The 23,816-nt window shown below is 68.3% G+C and carries 22 protein-coding genes; 13 read left to right on the forward strand and 9 right to left on the reverse strand.

Annotation, left to right across the window (positions count from 1 at the left end; genetic code table 11):
• Positions 1 to 78 precede the first annotated feature (78 nt).
• Together FBZ87_RS06625 and FBZ87_RS06630 are read right to left on the reverse strand one after the other, a co-directional pair.
• Complete coding sequence (locus tag FBZ87_RS06625; protein WP_145609530.1) at positions 79 to 1,776, reverse strand: DNA polymerase Y family protein; 1,698 nt, start codon at positions 1,774 to 1,776, stop codon at positions 79 to 81.
• A 4-nt stretch (positions 1,777 to 1,780) separates the two neighbouring features.
• Complete coding sequence (locus FBZ87_RS06630; RefSeq protein ID WP_145609531.1) at positions 1,781 to 2,743, reverse strand: ImuA family protein; 963 nt, start codon at positions 2,741 to 2,743, stop codon at positions 1,781 to 1,783.
• A gap of 187 nt (positions 2,744 to 2,930) precedes the next feature.
• Here FBZ87_RS06630 and FBZ87_RS06635 point away from each other — a divergent pair, with 187 nt between their 5' ends.
• Positions 2,931 to 3,152, forward strand: a complete 222-nt coding sequence (locus tag FBZ87_RS06635) for a ParD-like family protein (protein ID WP_145609532.1) — start codon at positions 2,931 to 2,933, stop codon at positions 3,150 to 3,152.
• Complete coding sequence (gene map, locus FBZ87_RS06640) at positions 3,152 to 3,931, forward strand: type I methionyl aminopeptidase (protein WP_145609533.1); 780 nt, start codon at positions 3,152 to 3,154, stop codon at positions 3,929 to 3,931. The genes FBZ87_RS06635 and map overlap by 1 nt, the downstream gene beginning before the upstream one ends.
• A gap of 2 nt (positions 3,932 to 3,933) precedes the next feature.
• Here map and FBZ87_RS06645 read toward each other — a convergent pair whose 3' ends face one another.
• Positions 3,934 to 4,164 (reverse strand): AbrB/MazE/SpoVT family DNA-binding domain-containing protein, encoded by a 231-nt coding sequence (locus FBZ87_RS06645; RefSeq protein ID WP_145609534.1) that lies wholly within the window; start codon positions 4,162 to 4,164, stop codon positions 3,934 to 3,936.
• A 142-nt stretch (positions 4,165 to 4,306) separates the two neighbouring features.
• On the opposite strand from FBZ87_RS06645, the gene galA reads away from it, so the two are divergent.
• Positions 4,307 to 6,853, forward strand: coding sequence for a beta-galactosidase GalA (gene galA, locus FBZ87_RS06650; protein ID WP_186454614.1), 2,547 nt, complete (start codon positions 4,307 to 4,309; stop codon positions 6,851 to 6,853).
• A gap of 59 nt (positions 6,854 to 6,912) precedes the next feature.
• On the opposite strand, the gene FBZ87_RS06655 is transcribed toward galA, so the two are convergent.
• The gene (locus FBZ87_RS06655; RefSeq protein ID WP_145609535.1) at positions 6,913 to 8,304 is read right to left on the reverse strand and encodes an NAD-dependent succinate-semialdehyde dehydrogenase; all 1,392 of its coding nucleotides are present in this window, start codon (positions 8,302 to 8,304) and stop codon (positions 6,913 to 6,915) included.
• 289 nt (positions 8,305 to 8,593) lie between these two features.
• Here FBZ87_RS06655 and FBZ87_RS06660 point away from each other — a divergent pair, with 289 nt between their 5' ends.
• The 6 genes from FBZ87_RS06660 to FBZ87_RS06685 all read left to right on the forward strand — a co-directional run bounded on the left by FBZ87_RS06660 (position 8,594) and on the right by FBZ87_RS06685 (position 14,518).
• The gene (locus FBZ87_RS06660) at positions 8,594 to 9,787 is read left to right on the forward strand and encodes an acyltransferase family protein (RefSeq protein ID WP_246134298.1); all 1,194 of its coding nucleotides are present in this window, start codon (positions 8,594 to 8,596) and stop codon (positions 9,785 to 9,787) included.
• Between the two features lie 202 nt (positions 9,788 to 9,989).
• The gene (purQ, locus tag FBZ87_RS06665; protein WP_145609537.1) at positions 9,990 to 10,679 is read left to right on the forward strand and encodes a phosphoribosylformylglycinamidine synthase subunit PurQ; all 690 of its coding nucleotides are present in this window, start codon (positions 9,990 to 9,992) and stop codon (positions 10,677 to 10,679) included.
• Positions 10,676 to 12,895, forward strand: coding sequence for a phosphoribosylformylglycinamidine synthase subunit PurL (gene purL / locus FBZ87_RS06670; protein WP_145609538.1), 2,220 nt, complete (start codon positions 10,676 to 10,678; stop codon positions 12,893 to 12,895). Before purQ ends, purL begins: the two co-directional genes overlap by 4 nt.
• Positions 12,896 to 13,044: 149 nt before the next feature.
• Positions 13,045 to 13,281 (forward strand): BolA family protein, encoded by a 237-nt coding sequence (locus FBZ87_RS06675; protein WP_040846404.1) that lies wholly within the window; start codon positions 13,045 to 13,047, stop codon positions 13,279 to 13,281.
• 218 nt (positions 13,282 to 13,499) lie between these two features.
• Entirely contained in the window at positions 13,500 to 13,838 is a 339-nt protein-coding gene (gene grxD, locus FBZ87_RS06680) for a Grx4 family monothiol glutaredoxin (protein WP_004272927.1), read from the forward strand.
• A 389-nt stretch (positions 13,839 to 14,227) separates the two neighbouring features.
• Positions 14,228 to 14,518 carry a hypothetical protein gene (locus FBZ87_RS06685; RefSeq protein ID WP_145609539.1) on the forward strand — a complete coding sequence of 97 codons (291 nt, stop codon included), beginning with the start codon at positions 14,228 to 14,230 and terminating at the stop codon, positions 14,516 to 14,518.
• A gap of 28 nt (positions 14,519 to 14,546) precedes the next feature.
• Here FBZ87_RS06685 and FBZ87_RS06690 read toward each other — a convergent pair whose 3' ends face one another.
• Entirely contained in the window at positions 14,547 to 15,563 is a 1,017-nt protein-coding gene (locus FBZ87_RS06690) for a sulfotransferase family protein (protein ID WP_145609540.1), read from the reverse strand.
• A gap of 476 nt (positions 15,564 to 16,039) precedes the next feature.
• A complete protein-coding gene (locus FBZ87_RS06695) occupies positions 16,040 to 16,429 on the reverse strand; it encodes a VOC family protein (protein ID WP_004272924.1) in 390 nt (129 codons plus the stop codon).
• Positions 16,430 to 16,676: 247 nt separating this feature from the next.
• Between FBZ87_RS06695 and FBZ87_RS06700 the strand changes: the two genes are divergently transcribed.
• Positions 16,677 to 19,172, forward strand: coding sequence for a cation-translocating P-type ATPase (locus FBZ87_RS06700; RefSeq protein WP_246134270.1), 2,496 nt, complete (start codon positions 16,677 to 16,679; stop codon positions 19,170 to 19,172).
• An 18-nt stretch (positions 19,173 to 19,190) separates the two neighbouring features.
• Positions 19,191 to 19,745, forward strand: coding sequence for a cytochrome b (locus tag FBZ87_RS06705; protein ID WP_211106859.1), 555 nt, complete (start codon positions 19,191 to 19,193; stop codon positions 19,743 to 19,745).
• 93 nt (positions 19,746 to 19,838) lie between these two features.
• On the opposite strand, the gene rpsD is transcribed toward FBZ87_RS06705, so the two are convergent.
• A complete protein-coding gene (rpsD, locus tag FBZ87_RS06710; RefSeq protein WP_145609542.1) occupies positions 19,839 to 20,453 on the reverse strand; it encodes a 30S ribosomal protein S4 in 615 nt (204 codons plus the stop codon).
• A gap of 301 nt (positions 20,454 to 20,754) precedes the next feature.
• Here rpsD and FBZ87_RS06715 point away from each other — a divergent pair, with 301 nt between their 5' ends.
• Positions 20,755 to 21,585, forward strand: coding sequence for a MerR family transcriptional regulator (locus tag FBZ87_RS06715; protein WP_186454615.1), 831 nt, complete (start codon positions 20,755 to 20,757; stop codon positions 21,583 to 21,585).
• The gene (locus tag FBZ87_RS06720) at positions 21,582 to 22,190 is read left to right on the forward strand and encodes a hypothetical protein (protein WP_145609544.1); all 609 of its coding nucleotides are present in this window, start codon (positions 21,582 to 21,584) and stop codon (positions 22,188 to 22,190) included. Before FBZ87_RS06715 ends, FBZ87_RS06720 begins: the two co-directional genes overlap by 4 nt.
• Positions 22,191 to 22,244: 54 nt before the next feature.
• On the opposite strand, the gene FBZ87_RS06725 is transcribed toward FBZ87_RS06720, so the two are convergent.
• Positions 22,245 to 22,943 (reverse strand): peroxiredoxin-like family protein, encoded by a 699-nt coding sequence (locus FBZ87_RS06725; RefSeq protein WP_145609545.1) that lies wholly within the window; start codon positions 22,941 to 22,943, stop codon positions 22,245 to 22,247.
• Positions 22,944 to 23,049: 106 nt separating this feature from the next.
• Positions 23,050 to 23,814, reverse strand: coding sequence for a tetratricopeptide repeat protein (locus tag FBZ87_RS06730; RefSeq protein ID WP_145609546.1), 765 nt, complete (start codon positions 23,812 to 23,814; stop codon positions 23,050 to 23,052).
• Between the last annotated feature and the right edge of the window lie 2 nt (positions 23,815 to 23,816).

The raw sequence follows: 23,816 nt of genomic DNA on the forward strand, positions 1-23,816 counted from the left end.
GCGGCCGCAGTCGCGGCCTAGTCGCTGCGCTCCGGGGCGCATCCTCAAGCGGTCACGGCTAGGGGTGGGGGGCGGGCGTCACCCGAAAAAGCCGTGCAGGAACCAGCGGGGCGGCGGGCCGCCGGCGTGGTAAAGCCCCAGGCGGTAGAGCCAGAAGCGCCGGCCCTCGGCATCCTCCACCCGGTAATAGTCGCGGGCCTCGGGGTTCGGGTTGGGGCGGCGCTCCCCCCCTTCCCACCATTCCGGCAGCAGGCGCTCCGGCCCCTCGGCCCGGCCCACGCGATAGGTCTGGTCGCGCCAGCGAAACAGCAGGGGCGGGTCGTCGGGGATGGGGGCCACCACCTCCACCGCCTCCGGCCGGGGCAGCAGGCGGATGGGACGCGGCCGGTCAGCGGGCCAGGCGAGCGGTGCAGCCGCCGGCGTGGCCGCTTGTGGGCTGTTGTCCTGCGCCTCGGCCGGCACCGCCCGCACCGCCTGTTCCGGTATCCAGCTTTGCCGGGGCAGCAGCCGCAGCACCCGGCCAGGCCCCAGGCGGGCGCCCAGCCGGTCCACCAGTTCCGCGATGGGCGGATCGGCCACCAGGGGGTTGCCGGCGGCCGCCGCCTCTCCCCCCTTCGCCGTCGGCGGTCCCGCCAGGTCGGCCAGCCCATCGCCGCTCAGCACCGCCTGGCCGCCATCGAAGGGGGCGGCGTGGGTGACGGAAATGGCCATGATCTCGAAGCCCGCCCCAGGCTCCAGCTGGTCCATGCGCGGTTCCAGCAGGCGCCAGAGATGGGCGGGGTCGCGGTTGGGGCGGCTGGCGCCCACGCCCAGCACCTGCGGCGGGGCGTCGTGGCCGGCGTCGATGCGCCAGGCCTCCAGCTCCAGCGAGCGCGCGCCCTCACCCGCCGCCGTCAGGCTGGCCGCCACCCGGCCCAGCAGATGGCGCACCGCCTGGGCCAGGCCCTCGGGCGTGGAGATGGGATCGACCACCGTCAGGCGGGCGGTGTGGCGGGTGGGCGCGCGCCGGGGTGACAGCGGCTCATCCACCCAGCCCAGGGCCTGGTCCAGGCGCAGGGCGACCTGGGCGCCGTAGCGCGCGGCCAGGGCCGCCCGGTTCTTGGACCCTTGCCCCCCTGTTCCTTGGGCCGTGCGCATCAGCTCACCCACCCGGCGCAGGCCCACGCGGCGCAGGCTGGCCACCAGGTCGGGCCCCAGACGCAGGGCCGGCAGCGGCAGGTCGGCCAAAGCTTCCGCCGCCCCGCCCGGCGGAACCACCAGCTGGGCGCCGAAGCGGGCCTGCGCCCAGGCGGCGCCAATGCTGTCGGCGATGGCGGCCCGCCCCTCGAACCCCGCCTTGGCCAGCCGGCGTTCCAGGTCCAGCAGCAGTTCATGCTCGCCGCCCAGCAGATGGGCGCAGCCGGTGATGTCCATCAGCAGGCCGGGCCCCCCACCAAGACCTTTGGGGCCGAAGCCGGGCGGGTCGCTGGGGTCCACCGCCGTCCAGGGCGTGTAGCGCCGGGCCCAGTCAGCCAGCCGCCCCAGCGCCGCGGCATCGCCCTCGGGATCGGCGTCCACCACCCGCACCTGGGGTTCCAGCGCGCGGGCGTCGGCCAGGCCCATGCCCGGCACCAGGCGCTTGGCGCGCGCCGCCGCGTTCACCGCCGCCACGGTCAGGCGCCCCCGGTCCGACAGGCGGGTCACCAGGGCGTCGTCTGCGGGCAGCGGCGGCGTCAGCCCCCGGGCGATACGGTCGGTGGCGAAGGTGGGCAGCCAGAGGGAAAGGATGCGGCGCATGGAATCAGCCCACCGCGCGCAAAGTGGAGGTGAGTTGGGTGGAGGTGAAGGGCACCACCGCCGAGGCGGGCGGCGGCGTCTCCGGCGCCGGCGCGGCCGCCTGGCCTGCCGCCTCCAGCCTCAACCCCTCGCGTTCATACAGGGTCCAAGCCCCCGGCCGGCCGCCCCGGCAGCGCAGCAGTTCCACCCGCCAGGCGGGGCCGGTGAAGGCCGAAGCGGTGGTGCCCCAATCTCCCGCATGGGCTTCCTGGATGGGGGCCGTGCCGACCTGCCAGCGGGTGACGGCGGCACTTGCCTGGGTGCTGCCACGCCCACTGCCCCGCCCAGCGCCCTTCAGGCCCTTCATGGCGCCCCCCTTACCCGCGTTCAGGCGCAGCAGCAGTCCCGGCACGCCGCCCGTTTCCGCCGCCAGGTGCAGGCGGCGGCTGGCCGTCAGGTCCAGCCCGCCGGCCTCCCCCACCACAGCGCCCACGCGCGGGCAGCGCAACGCCTCCTCCATCGCCCACAGCAGATCGACCTCGCAGGCGGCATGCACCACCACCAGCCGGCCCGGCCCCACGCCCTGGGCGTCCAGCCCGGGGGCGTACAGGTCGGGTGCCCGGGTCATCCACAGGATGGGGCCGCGCACCTGTTCCGCCAGGCGGGCGGCCAGCAGGGCGGTGAAGGCCGTGGCGGCACCGGCATCGAGATCGCCCGCCGCCGCCACCTCATGCAGGGCGGCGCGCGGCAGGCCGTGGGCGCCGTTTTCCCCCGGGCCGGCCGCCGGCAGATGGGCGTCCACCGCCGGCACGCCCAGGGGCACGACACCCCGGCCGGTCCCCGGCGCCTCCACCGCGCGCACCTGTTCCCGCAGCACCGCCAGCAGGCGCTGGCGGTCCAGGGCACCCTCAAGGACATCTTCAGCCCGCCCTTCTTCGGGGCAAGCTGTTGGCCTGATTGCGGAAATGGGGGAAGGAATGGCGGGCATGGGGATGCTGCCTTGGTCTCTCGCGTGCGTGGGGATGATGTTCTTGTTATGTTCTAATCCGGAGTCGGCCGTCTGGTCAAGATGAGTCGAGCCCCCAAAACCGGACTATCCGGAATCGACAGCGCCGGTTGACGTGACGTCACCCTCGATATATGAATCGTATACGTTTCGTATATTGGAGAGCCCCATGGGCATCGTGAAGATCGACGACGACCTGCACGAGGAGGTGCGCAAGGCCAGCACCGTGCTGTGCCGGTCCATCAACGCCCAGGCCGAATACTGGATGAAGATCGGCATGCTGGCGGAGGCCAACCCCACCCTGTCGCTGAACGACATCCTGCGCATCCAGCTGAAGATGGCCTCCGTCCATCTGGAACCGGAACCCCGCCAGCTGGAACCTACCCCATAATGGTCAAGCGCCCCGACGAGATCGAAAAGCTGGGGGAGGCCGGGCGCCTACTGGCCAGCGTCTTCCATATGCTGGACGACATGCCCCTGGCCGGCCTCAGCACCCTGGAAGTCAACGACCGGGTCGAGGACTATATCGTCAACCAGCTGCACGCCCGCCCCGCCAGCAAAGGGCAGTATGGCTATGGCTACGTCCTGAACTGCTCCCGCAACGAGGTCGTCTGCCACGGCGTGCCCTCCGCCACCGATATCCTGGCGGACGGCGACATCGTCAACTTCGACATCACGCTGGAGAAGAACGGCTACATCGCCGATTCCAGCAAGACTTACCTGATCGGCGCGGTGGCGCCGGCCGCGCGGCGCCTGGTGCAGACGACGTACGAGGCGCTATGGCACGGCATCCGCCAGGTGCGCCCCGGCGTCCATTTGGGCGACATCGGCCATGTCATCGAGCGCCACGCCAAGCGCAACGGCTATACCGTGGTGCGGGAATATTGCGGCCACGGCATCGGCCGGGAGATGCACGAGGAACCGCAGATCCTGCACTTCGGCAAGCCGGGCACGGGCCTGCGCCTGAAGGAAGGCATGGTCTTCACCATCGAGCCCATGCTGAACCAGGGCGGCGCCAAGGTGGAGACCAAGGACGACGGCTGGTCGGTGGTGACGGTCGACGGCACGCTGTCCGCCCAGTTCGAGCACACCGTGGCGGTCACCGCCACCGGCGTGCGTGTGCTAACCCTGCGCGCGGAAGAGCGCAAGCGGCGGGCCGAGACCCGATGATCTTACCGGGCATTGGCGTCGTGACGGTCGAATTTGAAATCCGCTGGCAGCCGCCCTCGGAAGGAACGCAGACGCATTAACAAATCCTCCCGTCCGGGCTTATGGGTGACAGTGACTTCCCGCCTATCCGCGACATGGATTTCGACCTCGTCGCCTTCCTTCAACCCCAGAGCCCTGACCATCGCCACAGGCAACCGAACGGCCAGGCTGTTCCCCCACTTCACGACCCGCATGGCCCCCTCCCCGCTACAGATCGCCAGCGTGCAGCTGGCCGCTGACGCTGATCAAGCATCTTGAAGGTCATAAGGCTTTTACGCGGCGCAAATTGGATATTATATATTATTTATAAATCGCCGCACCCTGGGGACGCTTGCCATGCCTGATTTGACCCGCCGCCGCCTGCTGGCCACCGCCGCCACGCTGCCCACCCTTGGGACCGCGCTGGGCGTGGCACCGGCCGCTGTCCCGTCGGCAATGGCAGCGCCAGCGCAGGTCGCGGCGGCATCCCCTGCCCCCGTACCCGCCGACCTGGCCCCACGCGAGCGGCTGCGCATGAATGACGGCTGGCGCTTCCACCTGGGTCATGCCGCCGATCCGCTGCAGGATTTCGGCTTCGGCGCCGACCGCAGCACCTACGCCAAGTCCGGCGATCTCAGCGCCCCCGTGGCCAAGGCCGATTTCGACGACAAGGACTGGGCCGCCGTCACCCTGCCGCACGACTGGGCGGTGGACCTGCCCTTCGCCCAGGCGCGGCTGCCGGGCAAGGAGGCGGGGGAGGCCATGGCCTATCAGGGCTTCAAGCCCCTGGGCCGGCAGTTTCCCGAAACCAGCGTCGGCTGGTATCGCCGCAGCTTCACCCTGCCCGCCACGGATGCCGGGCGGCGCCTGTCGCTGGAGTTCGACGGCGTCGCCCGCAACTGCCTGGTGGTGCTGAACGGCTTCATCGTCGCCACCAACGAAAGCGGCTACGCCCCCTTCCGCGTGGACATCACCGACTTCGTCCTCCTGGGCGGCGCCAACACCCTGGTCATCCGCGTGGACGCCACCCTGGGCGAGGCCTGGTCGTACGAGGGCGCCGGCCTCTACCGTCCCGTCTGGCTGGTGAAGACCGCCCCCGCCCATGTGCCGCAGTGGGGCACCTTCGTGCGCAGCACGGTGACGCCCAGCGGCGCCGACCTCACCATCACCACCGAGCTGGCCAATGAGGGGCCGGCGGCGGACCTCACGGTCCGCAGCACCGTGCTGAGCCCCGATGGCACGGCCGTCCTGCAATTGGAGGCCACCCCCCTGGCGCTGGGCGCCTGGGAAGCGGGCGCCGTGACGCAGACCGCCACCCTGCCCTCACCCGCCCTGTGGTCGCTGGAGGCGCCCAACCTCCACACCCTGGTGACGGAGGTCAGCGTGGGCGGGGCGGTGGTCGATCGCCATCACACCTCCTTCGGCATCCGCACCCTGCGCTTCGACGCCAACCAGGGCTTTTTCCTGAACGGACGGCCGGTGAAGGTGAAAGGCACCTGCAACCACCAGGACCATGCCGGCGTGGGCTTCGCCGTGCCCGACCGGCTGCATGCCTATCGCGTGGAACGGCTGAAGGAGATGGGCGCCAACGCCTGGCGCACCACCCATCACCCGCCGGCGCCGGCCTTGCTGGACGCCTGCGACCGGCTGGGCATCCTGGTGATGGAGGAAACCCGCCAGATGTCCAGCAACCCGGAGGGCATGAGCCAGCTGGAGCGCATGGTGAGGCGCGACCGCAACCGCCCCTCCGTCTTCCTGTGGAGCATCGGCAACGAGGAAATCCACCGCGGCACGGAACAGGGGGCCCGCATCGCCGCCAGCATGAAGCGCGCCGTGTACCGCCTGGACGGCACCCGCCCGGTCACGGAGGCGTTCAACGGCAAGTTCGGCCAGGGCGCCAGCCCGGTGCTGGACGTCATGGGCTTCAACTACTACCTGGATGAGATCGACGCCTTCCACGCCCGTTTCCCCAACCAGCCCATGATCGGCACGGAAACGGCCAGCACCGTCTGCACCCGCGGCGTCTACGCCCACGACGACGTCCGCCATTACGTCCCCGCCTATGACACCGAATATCCCAAGTGGGCCAGCACGGCGGAACAGTGGTGGACCTTTTATGACAGCCGCCCCTTCCTCTCCGGCGGCTTCGCCTGGACGGGCTTCGACTATCGCGGGGAGCCGACGCCCTTCATCGACTGGCCCAACACCGTGTCCAACTTCGGCATCCTGGACCTGTGCGGCTTCCCCAAGGACAACTACCACTACTACCGCGCCTGGTGGCGGCCGGATCAGCCGCACCTGCACCTGTTCCCGCACTGGACCTGGCCGGGGCGGGAGGGCCAGGACATCGCCATCTGGTGCCACAGCAATCTGGACGCGGTGGAGCTGTTCGTGAACGGCCGCAGCGTGGGGCGCAAGGAGGTGACCCGCAACCGCCACCTGGAATGGACCGTGCCCTACCAGCCGGGAACCATCGAGGCCCACGGCTACAAGGACGGCCGGCGCGTCCTGACCCAACGGCAGGAAACCGCCGGCCCGGCCCACGCCCTGACCCTGGCCGCCGACCGCGTCACGCTGCTGGCCGACGGTGACGACGTGGCGGTGCTGTCGGCCAGCGTGGTCGACGCCAAGGGCCGCCTGGTGCCCGATGCCGACACCCTCGTCACCTTCACCCTGGAGGGTAGCGCCCGCCTGCTGGGCGTGGGCAACGGCGACCCCACCAGCCTGGAACCCGACCACGCCCCCTATCGCAAGGCCTTCAAGGGCCTGTGCGGCGCCATCGTGCAGACGGGCCGCCAAGCCGGCACGGTGCGCGTGACCGCCAAGGCCGAGGGGCTGAAGCCGGCCACGGTGGAACTGTCGCTGGAAAAGGCGGCGCTGGTGCCCAGCGTCGGCCCAGCCTGACGATGTACGAACACCCGGGCGCGGCATGAGACCGCGCCCGGGTGTCCCCCCCCCAACGCTCAGAACGGCGCGTCGATGTCGACTACGTCGATCAGCTTGTGGTTCACGAACTCCTTGATGCCCAGGCCCAGCAATTCGCGGCCATAGCCGGAACGGCGGATGCCGCCGAAGGGCAGGTCGGCCTTCACCATGGTCGGGTGGTTGACGAAGACCATGCCGGTGGAGATGCGGGCCGCCACCGCCGCCCCGCGGTGGGTGTCACGGGTGAAGACGGAGCCGCCGAGGCCGAAGGGGGAGTCGTTGGCGATGCGTACCGCGTCATCCTCGTCCTTGGCGCGGAACAGCATGGAGACGGGGCCGAAGAATTCCCAGTACCGGGCGGGGTTGTCCTCCCCCACCTCCGTTAGGATGGTGGGCTGGACGAAGGCGCCCTGGTTGGGAACCTTGGGGCCCACCTCGATCGCCTTGGCCCCATGGGCGACCGCCTCGCGGATTTTCTGCTTCACCTCATCGGCGGCGCCTTGCGACGACAGGGGCGCCAGGGTGGTCGCGGCGTCGAAGGGATCACCGGCCTTCAGCCCGGCGACGCCGTTGAGGTAGCGGTCCAGGAACTGGTCATAGACCTCATCCACGATGATCATGCGCTTGGAGGAGACGCAGACCTGGCCGCCGTTCCAATGCCGGCCGAACACCGCCCACTTGACGGTCTTGTCCATGTCGGCGTCCGCCAACACGACGAAGGCGTCGGCCCCGCCCAGTTCCATGGTGGATTTCTTCAGCGCCTTGCCCGCCTGGGCCGCGATCACCGCGCCCGCCGCCTCCGACCCCGTCAGGGCCACGCCGTGGACGCGCGGGTCGTTCAGGATGCGCTCGATCTGCTGGCGGGTGGCGTACAGGTTCTTGAACGCCCCGTCGGGCAGGCCCGCCTGGCGCATCAGCCCCTCGAACGCGGCGGCGCACTGCGGCACGTTGGAGGCGTGCTTCAGCAGCATCGTGTTCCCGGCGGACAGCTGCGGGGCGATGATGCGGGCGATCTGGTAATAGGGGAAGTTCCACGGCTCGATGGCCAGCAGCACGCCCAGCGGCTCGCACACCAGCACGGCCTCGCCCTCCGCCGGGTCGGCCACCGGCAGTTTCTCCGGCGCCAGCAGCGCCTCCGCCTTCTCGGCATAGTATTCGAAGATGCGGGCGGACAGCTCCACCTCCGCCTTCGCCTCGGTTAACAGCTTGCCCATCTCCAGCGTCAGCAGCCGGGCGTAGGCGTCGGCCTCGGCGCGCAGGATGTCGGCCGCCTTCTGCATGACGCCGGCGCGGTGGGCGAAGGGCGTCTCCCGCCAGGCCAGGAAGGCGGCGTGGGCGTCCGACAGGGCGCGGTCGACCTCCACGTCGGTGGCGTCGGGAAAGGTCTTCAGCAATTCACCGGTATAGGGATTGGTGGTCGCGTACGGCATGGCGTCGTCCTCCGTTGCTGGCCGGCACACCGTCCCGGCCAACGCCATCGGAGCACCAGCGTCAGCCAGGGGCCATGACGTGGGTCAAGGGTGAGCAAGCGGCCGCGCGAAGATCAAGTGTGTGTCACCGCCAGGGCGGAAGCCTGAAGGAGGCGACAGCGGAATTGGGCGACACTGCTAAGGATTGGTCGACTTCCCAGCTTTTGATTACCTATGCTGAGGCATTTCCGATATATGCAGGATATAGTTACATTTTCACGCATATTGGCTAGGAGTCTTCAAATTGCGCATGCTGCCGTGGCCGCCTCAGGGCAGGACATTGTCCGAAGTGATCTCGGGGAGAGATAATAATTTCGATCTTGTCCGCTTGATTGCTGCCCTTCTGGTGATGGTTGGGCATTCATATGGCATGCAAAATCCCACCGGGAATATCGATTATATTCGTTATATACTTGGAACTGATTACCCTGGAAGCCTTGCTGTTTACATATTTTTTACCATTAGCGGCATGCTGATCTACCAGAGCTTCGAGCGTGCCAAAAACCCTATCAACTTCATGGCCTTTCGCGTCGCCCGGCTGTGGCCTGGTCTCGCCCTGAACACCCTGGTCATCGTTTTTATAATAGGCCCTTTCTTTTCCACCGCCGCCACTCTGGGTGAATATTTCAGCGCCAACGAATTTTCCCCACTACATTACTTGGCCATTAATGTCTTCCACATTGGCGAAGCACGACTGAACATCGAGAACATGTTCATGCACGCTGGAGGCAACAAGACGGCGGTCAACTACCCCTTGTGGTCCCTGACGGTGGAAGCGCAATGTTATTGCGTAGTCATGGTTTTGGGCGTGATGGGCCTGCTGTCACGGAAGAAATTGATGCCGGCCCTGATGGCGGCACTGACGGCGCTGTACCTTCTCGGGACGTACGTCAATTTCGAATACCCATACTCGATCTTTCTTTATACTTTCAACCGCTTCAAGGAAGACTATTCCTTCTATCCCGTGCCATTCTTTTTTCTGGGCATGGTGTTTTATGCCCTGAAGGACAAGATCACCCTAAACTGGTGGCTGGCGTCGGCCCTAGTTGTCATCGCAGCCATGCTGCACCATACGGTCCTGGCCGTCCCGACCTTTGTCATCGCCCTGGCCTATCTCACGCTGACAGTGGGGGCTTCGCGCAAACTGAGGTTTCTGCGGCCGAAATACGATTACTCCTACGGCCTTTATATTTATGGCTTCGTCTGCCAGCAGATGGTGCTGGACCTGTACCCGTCGCTCAGCAGCTATAAGGCCTTGGCGGTGGCAGTGCTGATGGCCCTGGCCTTCTCTGCCATTTCCTGGCACTTGGTCGAAGGCCCTTGCCTGCGCCTATGTAAACGATGGGCATCCGGAACGCGCCAGCCGGCCTCCGCCACAGTCACAGGACTGGACGCAACGCCCGGCAACGCCGTCATCGCCCAGCCGGTACTTCAAGCGAAGTAGGCCATCGCGCTTCCCCCTTGGGTACTCCGCCTAGCGACCCCCACGCCCCCACATCCGCGCGGGGTAGCCCCCCACCCCCACGCCTTGCATTCGACCATCGGCGCGGCTAGCTTCCGCCCCACAAGACGACGGGTGTTGCGCCGGCTTAAGATCGGTGGGCATCCCGCCTTCCCCGGCCTCCAACGATCGGATTTGCGGCCCCATGAAGTCCGCCGTCATCGTCTTTCCCGGTTCCAACTGTGAACGGGACATCGCCGTGGCCCTGGAACAGGTTTCCGGCCACAAGACCTTCCACGCCTGGCACCGCGACACCGACCTGCCCGAGGTCGACGTCATCGCCGTTCCCGGCGGCTTTTCCTATGGCGATTACCTGCGCTGCGGCGCCATGGCCGCCAACTCCCCCGTCATGCGGGTGGTGAAGGAGCGGGCCGCCCAGGGCGTGAAGGTCATCGGTGTCTGCAACGGCTTCCAGATCCTGACGGAGGCGGGGCTGCTGCCGGGCGCGCTGATCCGCAACCAGTCGCTGAAGTACATCTGCAAGACGGTGGACCTGAAGGTGGAGAACACCGACAGCGCCTTCACCCGCCACTACATCCCCGGCCAGCACATCGGCATCCCGGTGGGCCATGGCGAGGGCAACTACGTGGCGGATGAGGAGACGCTGAAGCGCCTGGAAGGCGAGGGCCGCGTAGCCTTCCGCTACACCGACGCCGCCGGCGTGGTGAACGAGGCCGGCAACCCCAACGGCGCCACCAACAACATCGCCGGCATCTTCAACGAGACGCGCACCGTCCTGGGCATGATGCCCCACCCGGAACGCGCCTTTGACCCGCAGCACGGCAACACCGATGGCCGCGCCCTGTTTACCAGCCTGCTGGAGAGCCTGTCGTGAGCGTCACCCACACCCCTGACCGCGAACCGAAGGTTACCGCCGAGCTGGCGGCCGAGCACGGCCTGAAGCCCGACGAATACGCCAGCATGTTGGAAAGCGTGGGCCGCACGCCCACCCTGACGGAACTGGGCATCTATTCCGTCATGTGGTCGGAGCACTGCTCCTACAAATCCTCGCGCGTGTGGCTGAAGAAGCTGCCGACGACGGCGCCCTGGGTCATCTGCGGCCCCGGTGAGAATGCCGGCGTCATCGACATCGGCGACGGCCAGGCCGCCATCTTCAAGATGGAAAGCCACAACCACCCCAGCTTCATCGAGCCCTACCAGGGTGCGGCGACGGGCGTGGGCGGCATCCTGCGCGACGTCTTCACCATGGGCGCCCGCCCGGTGGCCAACCTGAACGCCCTGCGCTTCGGTGAGCCCGCCAACCCCAAGACCCGTCACCTGGTGGCGGGCGTGGTGGCCGGCATCGGCGGCTATGGCAACTGCGTCGGCGTGCCCACCGTGGGCGGCGAGACCAACTTCCACAAGGCGTACAACGGCAACTGCCTGGTCAACGCCATGACCGTGGGCGTGGCCCAGACGGACAAGATCTTCTATTCCAAGGCCGCCGGCGTGGGTAAGCCCGTGGTGTACGTGGGATCGAAGACCGGCCGCGATGGCATCCATGGCGCCACCATGTCGTCGGCCGAGTTCACCGAGGACAGCGAGGCCAAGCGCCCGACGGTGCAGGTGGGCGACCCCTTCACCGAGAAGCTGCTGATCGAGGCCTGCCTGGAGCTGATGGCCACCGACGCCATCGTCGCCATCCAGGACATGGGCGCCGCCGGCCTCACCTCCTCCTCCGTCGAGATGGCGGGCAAGGGCGGCCTGGGCATCGACCTGGATCTCGACGCCGTTCCCCAGCGCGAAGCCGGCATGACCCCGTATGAGATCATGCTGTCGGAAAGCCAGGAACGCATGCTCATGATCCTGGAGCCGGGCCGCGAGGAAGAGGCCAAGCGCATCTTCGACAAGTGGGAACTGGACTTCGCCGTCATCGGCAAGCTGACGGACAACGGCCGCATGGTCATCCGCATGCATGGCCACACCTGGTGCGACGTGGAGCTGGCGCCCCTGTTCGACAAGGCGCCGCTGTACAACCGCCCGACGGAGCCCACCCCGCCGCAGGCCGAGATCGCCGCGGCGGAGGCCCCGCTGAAGGCGTCGGCCCGCGACACCCTGCTGGCCCTGATGGGCACGCCGGACCTCGCCTCCCGCCGCTGGATCTGGGAGCAGTACGACAGCCAGGTGGGCGCCGACACCATGATCGGCCCGGGGGGCGACGCGGCATTGGTGCGGGTGCATGGCACGCCCAAGGCGCTGGCCATGACCACCGACTGCACCCCGCGCTACTGCTACGCCGACCCGGTGCGCGGCGGCGCCCAGGCGGTGGCGGAAGCCTACCGCAACATCATCACCGTGGGCGCCCTGCCCCTGGCCATCACCGACAACATGAACTTCGGCAACCCGGAGAAGCCCAGCATCATGGGGCAGTTCGCCGGCTGCATCGAAGGCATGGCGGAGGCCTGCCGCGTCCTGGACTTCCCCGTCGTGTCGGGCAACGTCAGCCTGTACAACGAGACCAACGGCGAAGGCATCCTGCCCACCCCCGCCATCGGCGGCGTGGGCCTGCTGAAGGACAGCGCCCTGGCCATCGGCAGCGGCTTCAAGAACGCGGGCGACACCGTCCTGTTATTCGGCGAGACGAAAGGCCATGTCGGCCAGTCGCTGTACCTGCGCGAGGTCCACGGCCGTGAGGAAGGCGCCCCGCCGCCGGTCGACCTGGCGGCCGAGCGCCGTGCCGGCGACCTGGTGCGCGGCCTGATCGAGGCCCGCAAGCTGACCGCCTGCCATGACTTGGCCGACGGCGGCCTGGCCGTGGGCTTGGCGGAAATGGCCCTGCGCGGCAAGAAGGGCATCGCCCTGACCGGCCTGGAGGCGGCGGACGCCGGCCTGCTGTTCGGTGAGGACCAGGGCCGCTACCTGGTCACCGTGGCCGCCGGCGATGTGGCCGCCGTCACCGACGCCGCCAAGGCCGCCGGTGTACCGGTCACCACCCTGGGCACGGTAGGCGGCGACGCCATCACCGGCCTGGGCGGCGGCGCCCTGGCGCTGGCCGACCTGCGCGAGGTGCACGAAGGCTGGCTGCCCGGCTACATGGCCGGCGACGCCTAAGTAAATGGGAGCGCTGGCATAACTTGTTCATGCCAGCGTAGCCCGCGACTGCGGGCGCCGGAGCGAGTACCGCAGGGCGCAGCAAGGACAAGCCAAGGCCGCGGATGCGGCCGCCCGGCGCCTGAGGGAACATAGAAAGGAAATAACTTATGGCCATGGACGCCTCTGAAATCGAGCGCCTGATCCGGGAAGGCATTCCGGGCGCCGAGGTGCGTATCGAGGATCTGCGGGGCGACGGCGACCATTATGCCGCCTACGTCACCGCGGCGGCCTTCAAGGGCAAGAGCCGGGTGGCGCAGCACCAGATGGTCTACGCGGCCCTTGGCGGCCGCATGGGCAATGAACTGCACGCCCTGGCCCTGACCACGGCGGCCACGCAAGACTGATCCGCGAACATCGCGGGGCGATGCGCCGGCTATTCCCTCTGGACAGACGCCCGGCGCGCGCTCATTTATGATGGGTACACGTTGTTGGGTGAACCAAGCCGCCGCCAGCGGTATCATGGTCGCCAGCAACACCGGCCCCATTTGGCCGGCTTGGTTAGACCGCCGACCATCTTCCCCGCGTGAGGAAGGCGGCCCCGGCACCAGAGGATCGATCGTACATGGACAAGACCGTCGAAGAGCGCATCCGCCGCGACATCACCGAAAACGACGTCGTGCTCTACATGAAGGGCACCCCCGTTTTCCCGCAGTGCGGCTTCTCCGCCGCCGTCGTGCAGGTGCTGAGCCACCTGGGCGTGAAGTTCAAGGGCATCGACATCCTGGTCGACCCGGCCCTGCGCCAGGGCATCAAGGAATTCACCAACTGGCCCACGATCCCGCAGCTGTATGTGAAGGGTGAGTTCGTGGGCGGTTGCGACATCATCCGGGACATGTATGAATCGGGTGAGCTGGTGCAGCTGCTGGCCGAGAAGGGCGTCGCCGCCCAGGCCGCCGCCTGATCACCCAGGGCTGAAAATTGACGAAGGGCCGCCCCGGGATGCCGGGCGCGGCCCTTTCGCTTTAAGCACGCTGGAATGCCGCCTGACGCGGTCGCGGCGCCGTCCCTTTATGGAACACCAGGCCCTTAATGAAACATCAGATAGATGATGATCAGGACGGGTAACGGCACCCCCAGCAGCCATAACAGCCCATATCGCATCGCCGCGATCTCCTTGTATTTTGGTTCTCGATCTCTCAGTTCTTGAGAGCGGCCCCACACGACTGGGCCAACGCCGACTGAAACCTCGCGAAGCCGGGTTTTGTTCCAGGTGACGGCAATGAGAGTGTCGGAACAAAGATGGGGCGCGCCCCGTTTAAGTCGGGCTCGCCCCCAATCGCGGAGACACCGATGGCGAAGAACGCCTGGATGCGCAATGGCTTCGACAGTTGGCTGCTGGGTATGGAAGCCTTGCAGGTCATCACCCTGCGCACCATGAAACTGGCGGCCGGCGGAGCCGCGGCGCAGACGGAGGCGCAACGCATGGTCAGCGAAAAGATCGCCGCCGGCCTGGACCTGCAGATGCGGGCGCTGACCGGCGGCCTGGGCGCCACCGCCGATGGCGCCGCCGCCAAGGTGCTGGCCCATTACCGCCGCAAGGTGCGCGCCAACCGCCGGCGCCTGAGCAAGGCCGCCAGCTGATCCCCTGCCGTCCTCCCACCCGGGCATCCTACCCGTGGCGGCGCCTCCGCAGCCGGTCCCAGGCCTTGCCCGCCTCACGCAGCACGCTGTACCAGCGCTCCCGCAGGCGCCACATCAGGGTGGGCTGGCTGGGCGCCTCCAGATACCCCAGGGACAAAAGCGTGGGCTCGATCAAGCGCACCACCTGGCGCCGCTGCCGGCGGTGGCGATGGTGCTTGCCGATCGCCCCCTTGCGCACGGAGGCGGACCGCCTCATCAGCGCGGCCTCGTCCGCCCCCTGCCCCATGAAGGTCAGGATGCGGCGGGAGGTGGGGATGAAGTCCTGGCACAAATCCTCGTACCGGACCTCCAGGTAGCGTTCCTGCAGCATGGCGCCGTAGGTACGCCCCACCTCCACCGAATTCATCCAGTGCAGGGCGTTATAGACGTGCGGCCGGCGGACATAAGCGCGGTTGGTCATGGACAGGCCGCGCCAGCCCTGGATGTCGCCATTATTGAAGTAGACCTTGCGCCAGAAGCGGGCCTGAGGCGGCACATGGTCACTGAAGGCCACGTCCAGCCCATCGCGCAGCAGGTGGATGAAACGCGCCTCGGGGAAGACGGCGGCGATGATGGGGACGATGTAGGTCGTCTCGCACAGCTTCCAGCCCCAGGGCGAGTGCCCGTCATAGCCCGCCAGATGCTCCATCATCGCGGTGACGAACAGGGCCTCCAGGTCGGTGGGCCATTCCTGATCCCACAGCGCGTGGTAATCGGGGTAATAGTCCTCCACCAGCCGCTCGACCAGGGGCAGAATGGCCATGGCGTCGTTGGACTCGTTCAGCTTGCCGCCGATGAACACGCCCTGGTCGTCCAGCATCTGTGCCAGCAGCCGGCTGCCGGAATGCGACTTGTTATAGACGATCACCGGCGCCGGCAAATCAGCGAAGCGCCGCCGCAGCCGTTCTATCGTGCCAACCTGGCTGTGGACAGGCCGGGCGCGGGGGGACACCGGGGCACCGGCACGACTTTGACTGTCCCAATTCTTGGCATAGGCGTTCGACAAGACCAAATCCCCATTACAGTGATTGGGCGAACAGCACCGTCCACGGATCAATCCAGGCTGGGATGCGTCCACAAGTCACAGGTTCTCTTCGTGACTTTCCTGTTACGTTTGGAAATTAAAGATCCTGCTTTCATTTATGATCAAGGGGCGGATTCTTCCGTCTAGGATTCCAGTAACCCGGCCATCCATTAGATATACACGAAGCACGACCATCGTTATAGGTCACACAAAATAAGACTATCCATATTGCAAACATTATTTAATTTGGCCTAGGCCTTGGCCTGAACGCTGCCACATCCTTCCACCCAGGCGTGCACACGTCCGCCAACGCAAAGCCAGCAGGTTTAATTTTTTGGATAGGATAATGGCGGGCGGGCAGCCTCCGCCCAGGCATCTCTCAAGCGCAGGGCCGAGCTGCCGACAGGCGCAGAAGTCCGCCGGCGGGCAGACGGAACGCGGGGTTAAGGAACGCAGGACTATTTGCCGGGGGGCGGTTCCCACAGCTCGACCCGGTTGCCTTCCGGATCCATGACCCAGCCGAAGCGGCCGAATTCACTCTGCTCCACCCGCTCATCCACGGCGGCGCCGAAGGCCCGCAGCTGCGCCAGCATGGCATCCAGGTTGTCTACCCGGAAATTGATCATGAAGGGCGCCGTGGACGGGGCGAAGTAGGTGCTGTCCTCGGGGAACAGGCTCCACGCGGTGGTGCCCGGCCGGTCGGGACGCTGCCCCTCCGGCCAGCTGAACTTGGCGCCGGCGAAATACGGGCTGAGCGGAACGCCCAGGGCGTCGCGGTACCACGCGCTCAACGCCTTCACATCCCGCGCCTTCATGAAGACGCCGCCGATGCCCGTGACCCGTTCCATCCCGCTCCCCCGCTGGCCCTGCCGGCCTCTGCTGGTGTGATGGCGCAGCATCGCATCGCTACAACCAAAAGAAAAGGCCACGCCCCGGATGGCCGCGCGGCAAAGAGGCGCGGGGCGGCGGGTATTCCCCCGTCGCCCTGACCTGAATCAAGGCCCCCGCCCCGGCATCGCGGCACACTAACCACCGCTTGAATACCGCATCCGCCCCGGTGCCATGATGCCGCGTGACCCAGTTCCGACCGTCGGATTGTCCGCCACGGAAGCGGCACGGCGCCTGGCAGCCGAGGGCTACAACGAACTGCCCCGGCCGGACAGGCGCCCCTTCCTCCGCATCCTGCTGGGTATCCTGGCCGAACCCATGTTCGGCCTGCTGGTGGCCAGCGCCCTTATCTACCTGGTGCTGGGCGACCTGCGCGAAGGCCTGATGCTGGTGGCCTTCGCCACCGCGTCGGTCGGCATCGCCGCCGCCCAGGAAAGCCGGAGCGAGCGGGTGCTGGACACGCTGCGCACCCTGACCAGCCCCCGGGCCCAGGTGCTGCGCGATGGCGCGCGCGTCCGCATTCCGGGACGGGAGGTCGTGCCCGGCGACATCGTGTTCCTGGAGGAAGGCGACCGGGTGCCGGCCGACATCCACCTCCTGTCCACCCAGGATCTGGAGGTGGATGAATCCCTGTTGACCGGGGAATCGGCGCCGGTGCGCAAACGCCCCGGCGGCCCGGACGACGCTGCCGCCGCCCCGGGGGGCGACGACCTGCCCCTGGCCTTTTCCGGCACCCTGGTGGTGCGCGGCCGCGGCTGCGGCGCCACCGTCGCCACCGGCCGTCACAGCGAAATCGGCAAGATCGGTCTGGCCCTTGGAGGCATCCATCCGGAGCCCACCCGCCTGAACCGGCAGACGCGCCGCCTGGTCCGCGGCGTGGCCGTGGCCGGGCTGGCCGTCAGCGTCCTGGTCATGGTGCTTTACGGCCTGGCGCGGGGAAGCTGGCTGCAAGGCGCGCTCGCCGGATTGGCCGTGACCATGTCGATGATCCCGGAGGAGTTCCCCCTGGTGCTGACCGTGTTCATGGTCATGGGGGCGTGGCGCCTGTCGCGGGCGCGGGTCCTGACCCGCCGCGCCGCCGCGATCGAGGCGCTGGGCGCCGCCACGGTGCTGTGCACGGACAAGACCGGAACCCTGACGCAAAACCGCATGGCCATCGCCGAGATGCGGGACGCCGGCGACTTGGCGCGACGCCTGACGCCTGGTGATACAGAGGCCGCCGCCACCCGCACACTGGTGTGGCATGGCATCCTGGCCAGCGCCCCCAACCCGTTCGATCCCATGGAGCGCGCCTTCCGCGACCTGGGCCAACGCCTGGGCCTGCACCCGCCGGAGCCCTCCTGGGTCCTGGTGCGGGAACATGGGCTGGAGCCGGGCCTGCCGGCGGTGACCCAGGTCTGGCAGCCGCCGCAGGGCGGGGCCATCGTGGCGGCCAAGGGCGCGCCGGAGGCGGTGGCGGCGCTGTGCCGGCTGGACCCGCACGCGCATGCGGCGATGCTGCGCGCTGTGGACGGCCTGGCCCGCGACGGCATGCGCGTGCTGGCCGTCGCCGGCGGCGAGACGCCAGTCCCCCTGCCCGCCGACCGCCGCGATTATCCTTGCCACCTGCTGGGCCTGGTGGGTTTCAGCGATCCGCTGCGGGCGGAGGTGCCGGCGGCGGTGCGGGATTGCCTGTCGGCGGGCGTCCGCGTGGTGATGATCACGGGGGATTATCCCGAAACCGCCCGCGCCATCGCCGTCCAGGCCGGCCTGGCCGACGGCCTGGTCACCGGGGCGGAACTGGACGGCCTGCCGCCCCGGGAACAGGCGGCGCGCATCCGGGGGGCCGCCCTGTTCGCCCGCACCCGCCCCGCGCACAAGCTGGCGATCGTGAAGGCCCTGCAGGCGGACGGCCAGATCGTGGCCATGACCGGGGACGGCGTGAACGACGCGCCATCGCTGAAGGCGGCGGACATCGGCATCGCCATGGGCGGCCGTGGCACGGATGTCGCGCGCGAGGCGGCGTCCCTGGTGCTGCTGGACGACGACTTCGGGTCCATCGTCCACACCATCCGGCTGGGACGGCGCATCTATGACAACCTGCGCAAGGCCATGGGGTACATCCTGGCGGTCCACGTGCCCATTGCCGGCCTGGCGCTGCTGCCGCTGGCGCTGGACCTGCCGCTGCTGCTGACCCCCGTGCACATCGCCTTCCTGGAAATGGTGATCGACCCCGTCTGCTCCATCGTCTTCGAAGCGGAACGGTCGGAGGCGGACATCATGCGCCGGCCACCCCGCCCGCCGGGCAGCACCCTGTTTTCCCGCGCGCTGGTGCTGTGGAGCCTGGCCCAGGGCATCGTCGCCTTCGCCGTCGTGGCGGTGCTGTTCATGGCGGCCTTGAACGGCGGCATGCCGGCCGACCAGGCCCGCGCGCTGGCCTTCGTCGCCCTCATGCTGATCAATTTCGGCCTGGTGCTGGTCAACCGCTCCTTCGCGGCGTCGCCGCTGACGGCGCTGCTGCGGCCCAACACCGCGCTATGGACGGTGCTGGCGGTCATGGGCGCGGTCATGGCGGCCACCCTCGCCTGGCCGCCCGCGGCCGCCCTGTTCGCCTTCGGGCCCCTGCATGCCGACGACCTGGCCGTGGCCTTCGCCGCCGCCGTCGTCATGGTGCTGGCCCTGGAGATGGTGAAGCCCCTTTGGGCCGATCACCTGCGCCGTTGACCTGGAAGGAGGAAACAGATGGATCGCACACCCTTGGCCGAGTACGGCGGCGCCATGAAGGGGTTCCACTGGTTGGTGGTGGCCCTGCTGGTGGTGCAATACGCTTTGGGCTGGACCATGCCGGAGCTGCGCCGCGGCATGCCGCCGGAGGGCCTGGTCAACCTGCACCTGTCCTTCGGCGTGGCCATCGGCGCGATCATGGCCCTGCGCCTGGCCTGGCGGGTGCTGACGCCCCAGCCGCCGGCCAATTCCAGCCTGCCCCGCTGGCAGCATAGGGCGGCGACGGCCGTCCACGGCCTGCTGTACCTGCTGGTCTTCGCCCTGGTGCTGACCGGATGGGCCGACGCGTCGCGGCGCGGCTGGCCCGTGACCCTGTTCGGCATCCTGGACCTGCCGGCCCTGGTGGCCACGGGCTCCACCGTCGGCCGGGCCTTGGGCGAAGTGCATGAAACCCTGGTGACCGTGCTGCTGCTCCTGGTCGGCCTGCACGTGGCCGCCGTGGCCGCCCATGTCGTGCTGTGGCGTGACCGGATCATGGACCGCATGACGCCCCGTCTCCGCCACCGGAGCTGATGGCCCGGGCCGCGCCAGCCGGGTCGCGCCAAAAGAAAAGGCCGCGTCCCGAGGGGCGCGGCCTGATCTTGTCGGTTCCCGGAGGACCCTGGATTAGCGCGAGTAGTACTCGACCACCAGGTTCGGTTCCATGGTCACCGGGTACGGCACGTCGGCCAGGTTCGGGGCGCGGACGAAGGTGCCCTTCAGCGCGCCGGTATCGACCTGCACGTACTCGGGGATGTCGCGCTCACCCGAGGCGGCGGCCTCCAGGATGATGGCGAACTGCTTGGCCTTCTGACGGACCTCGATCACGTCGCCGTCCTTCACGCGGTAGGAGGCGATGTTCAGGCGCTTGCCGTTCACCAGGATGTGGCCGTGGTTGATGATCTGGCGCGACGCGAACGGCGTCGGCGCGAACTTCATGCGGTAGACCACGGCGTCCAGACGACGCTCCAGCAGCTGGATCAGGTTCTCGCCGGTGTCGCCCTTGCGACGGACGGCTTCCTGGTAGATGCGGCGGAACTGGCGCTCGCCGATGTTGGCGTAGTAGCCCTTCAGCTTCTGCTTGGCCATCAGCTGCAGGCCGAAGTCGGACGGCTTCTTGCGGCGCTGACCGTGCTGGCCGGGGCCGTATTCGCGGCGGTTGACCGGGCTCTTGGCACGGCCCCACAGGTTGACGCCAAGGCGGCGGTCAATCTTGTACTTGGACTCTAAACGCTTGCTCATCTCTAAGCTCCAGAGTGCCGCTGTCGCGGCTTGTTGTCCCGGTAGTTCCATGGCGCCCCTATCCGGCAACAATCCGGATCGGAACCCATGGACGGGGACAAGGGGAGAGATCCCCGGACCCACCTTCCCGGGAAGGGAAGGCCGGCACTATAAGCACGACGCCGGCCAAGTCAACGGAAACCGCAGCCCATGCACCGGCGCCGGCCGCAGGCGGCCCATGCGGCGCCGGTTTAGCGGATCGTGCGGAAGGAGGGCAAGAGGCGCTTGCACCGGACCTTGGGTCCGGTTCTACGCTGGCCTTATGGACCAGAGAAAGCCCCCCGCCACCGCCGGCCTCGGCCCCGGCGACGTCGCCGCCAAACTGGGCGTCACGCCCAAGGCGTTGCGCGTCTATGAACGCGCCGGCCTGCTGACGCCCGAACGGCGGGCCGGCGGCTGGCGCCGCTATACCCGCGAGGACTTGGCACGGCTGCACCAGATCCTGGCGCTGAAAGGCCTGGGCCTGTCGCTACGCCAGATCGGCGAGGTGCTGGCCGGGCATGGCGCCGATCTGGCCCAAATCGTGGACCTGCAAAGCCGCCATCTGGAGAAGCAGATCGCGGCGCTGCGCCAGCGCCTGGACGCCGTGACGCACGCCCGTCAGCGGCTGGCGGCGGGCGAGCTCCTGTCGGTGGATGAACTGATCAACCTGGCCCGCCAGGCCACCGCCCCCCAGACGCTGACCACCGACGACGTGCGCCGCCTGCTGACCGAGTTGGCGGAGGGCCGGGGCCTGGAGCCGGAGATCGCTCGCCTGCGCGTGTCGATGGCGGAACGGCTGATGGGCACGGGCGTGGACCTGCCCACCTTGCGCCACCGCATCTCGCAGGCGCTGACCACCGCCGACCGCCTGCGCCAGGCCAACCACACCGCCGCGTCACCAGCCGTGCGGGAACTGGCGCGGGAGTGGCGGGAGATCGTGGCCCTGGTGGGGGAAGCCGACGGCGAGGCGCTGTCCGCCACCTTCGGAACCGACATGCGGCAGCTGGCCCAGGACTTCCAGACCGCCTCCCCCCTGTCGGCCGCCTTCGCCTTCCTGACCGAAGCGTTGGCCACCACGCCGCCCACGACCTTGCCGGGAGAGAAAGCATGACCCGACGCAGCCGCCTGGCCTTATCCGCCCTGCAATACCTGCTCGCCTATCTGCTGGCCAGCGGCGCCGACATCTGGACGACGTTGTTGGCATTGCGCGCCTATGGCGTCCATGAGGGCAACAGCTTCCTGGCGTCGCCGGACGGCCTTGCCCTGGCGCGATCCTGGATCGCCACCGGCCTGGGCGCCGCCTTCCTGACCGCACTCTATCTCTTCGGCATCGCACACGCCCATGACGTGGAACCGCACTGGTTGCGCCGGCCCCGACGCTCCTTCCTGCGATTCTACGTCAACCCGTGGCGACGGTTGGACCGCGCCCCCCTGCATGCCATCGCCTATGCCCAGGCCTTCGTGGCCCTGCGCGGGCTCGCCGCCGCCAACAACTGGAGCTTGGCGGAGAACGGCCCCGGCCCACTGGGCGACCTGGTGGGCTGGTGCGCACGGCAGTTGGGCAGCATGCCCGGCTACACCCTGGCCATCGGCGGCGTCTACCTGCTGCTGACCCTGGCCGTGACGCCGCTGGCCGTCGCCACCGTGCGCCTGGCAATGGAAGATCTGCCGCGCCCGTCACCACGCGGCGACAGGGCGCGCCTGGCCCAGGGATGATGGCCCAGGGATGATGGCCCAGGGATGATGGCCCAGGGATGATGGGACGGTTGGCTATTCCGCCGCGCGGCGGGCGGCATCCTGGAACGCCAAGGTGCGCGCGGCTTGCAGGATGGGGCCGGGCTCCGTCCGCGCCAGCCAATCCGGGGTGACGTCGGCGTAGCGCACCACCCCGTCGCGGTCCAGCAGCAGCACCGCGGGCATGGGCAGGTCCCAGGTGCCGGTGCCCGTGACCTCCCCCAGCGAGGTGCCCTTGGCCAACTGGCTGGCCTGGGAGGCGGCGTTGGCGGTGAAGACGATGCCCAGGCGGCGGCCCAGGGTGTTGTCGCGGTCGCTGGCGACGGTGAAGGTCAGGTCGTGGCGGCGTTTGATCTCCACCAGCCGCTCCGGCACCTGGGGACTGACCGCCACCAGCTGGATGCCCAGGGCGCGCAAGCCCGGCTCCAGATGGCGCTGGTAGTAGGGCAGCGCGATGTTACAGGCGGGACAGGTGGCGAAGCGGAAGAAGACCAGCGCCACCGGCCCCCGGGCCAGCAGCGCGCCCAGGTGCAGCGTGCCGCCCTCCACATCCTGCAGCACCTCGCCCACCAGCCGGTCGCCCGGCCGCACGAAGGCGCTGCGATCCGCCGTCTCCACCAGTTCACGCCGCTGGTCGATGTTGATCTGCAGCTGGGCCGGATCCATGGTCGCCACCCGGTGGGCGTGCAGATCGGCGAACAGCTGGGTCAGGGTGGGTTCGGCGGATTGGATCATGGACGGGCTCCCAGGTTTGACGGTTGCCGCCACTGTGCCAGCGACGGACTCTTGAGAAACCCGAGTAATCCTTGAGCGTCTTATTGGCCGGGATGAAGTGCCCGCCTCAATGGCCCTGGGCCCGCTGGCGCTCAATCTCTTTCAGTTCCATCTCTGCCAGGGCATTGCCGGGCAGCACCTTGAGACAGCGCTGGTAGGTCGCCTCGGCTTCATCCAAGCGGCCCATGGCGACGTAGGTGCTGCCCAGACCATAAAAGGCGTCGGCCGTTTCCTGCGGTCTGGTTTCCGGTGGCGACAGGTCGGCGGAGTCCACCGCCGCCTGGTAGGCCTCCTGTGCCTGAGGCAACATGCGCTGGGCCTTGTACGCGGCCCCCAACTGCAGCAGGACAGCGGCGTTGGCGGGCGACAGGGCCCGCGCCCGCTCCAGCCCCACCTGCGCTCCCGCCGGGTCATCCAGTATCATCAGTTCCCGGGCCCGGTAGACATAAGCCAGGACCAGTCCCGCCTCCACCACCCGTGCCGGCTGATGCGCCCGCAGGGCGTCCTTCATGTAGCGGGCAGCCTCTTCCATGCTGCGGGCACAGTAGAGGCGCCCCGGCACCGCCTTGTAGCGCCGTTCATAAGCGTTGATGACCGGATTGAAATAGCCATCCACCGCCCGCCGGGCATCCCCCGCCCGCACCGCCAAAAGCCCCTCCAGCAAGGCCTTGCCCAATACCGGGTCAGGGGTCAGATCGGCGGTGGGCAAGGAAGGGGCGACCGACGGTGCTTTGACTGGCGGGGCGGTCGTCCCACCCGCCGGCGGCCCGGCGCAGGCGGCACAAGCCAGCAGGGCCAGGATCGGCAAGGGGTGGCTGGTACCGCCCCGCATCT

The sequence above is a fragment of the Nitrospirillum amazonense genome, from assembly GCF_007828035.1.
Taxonomy (GTDB): Bacteria; Pseudomonadota; Alphaproteobacteria; order Azospirillales; family Azospirillaceae; genus Nitrospirillum; species Nitrospirillum amazonense.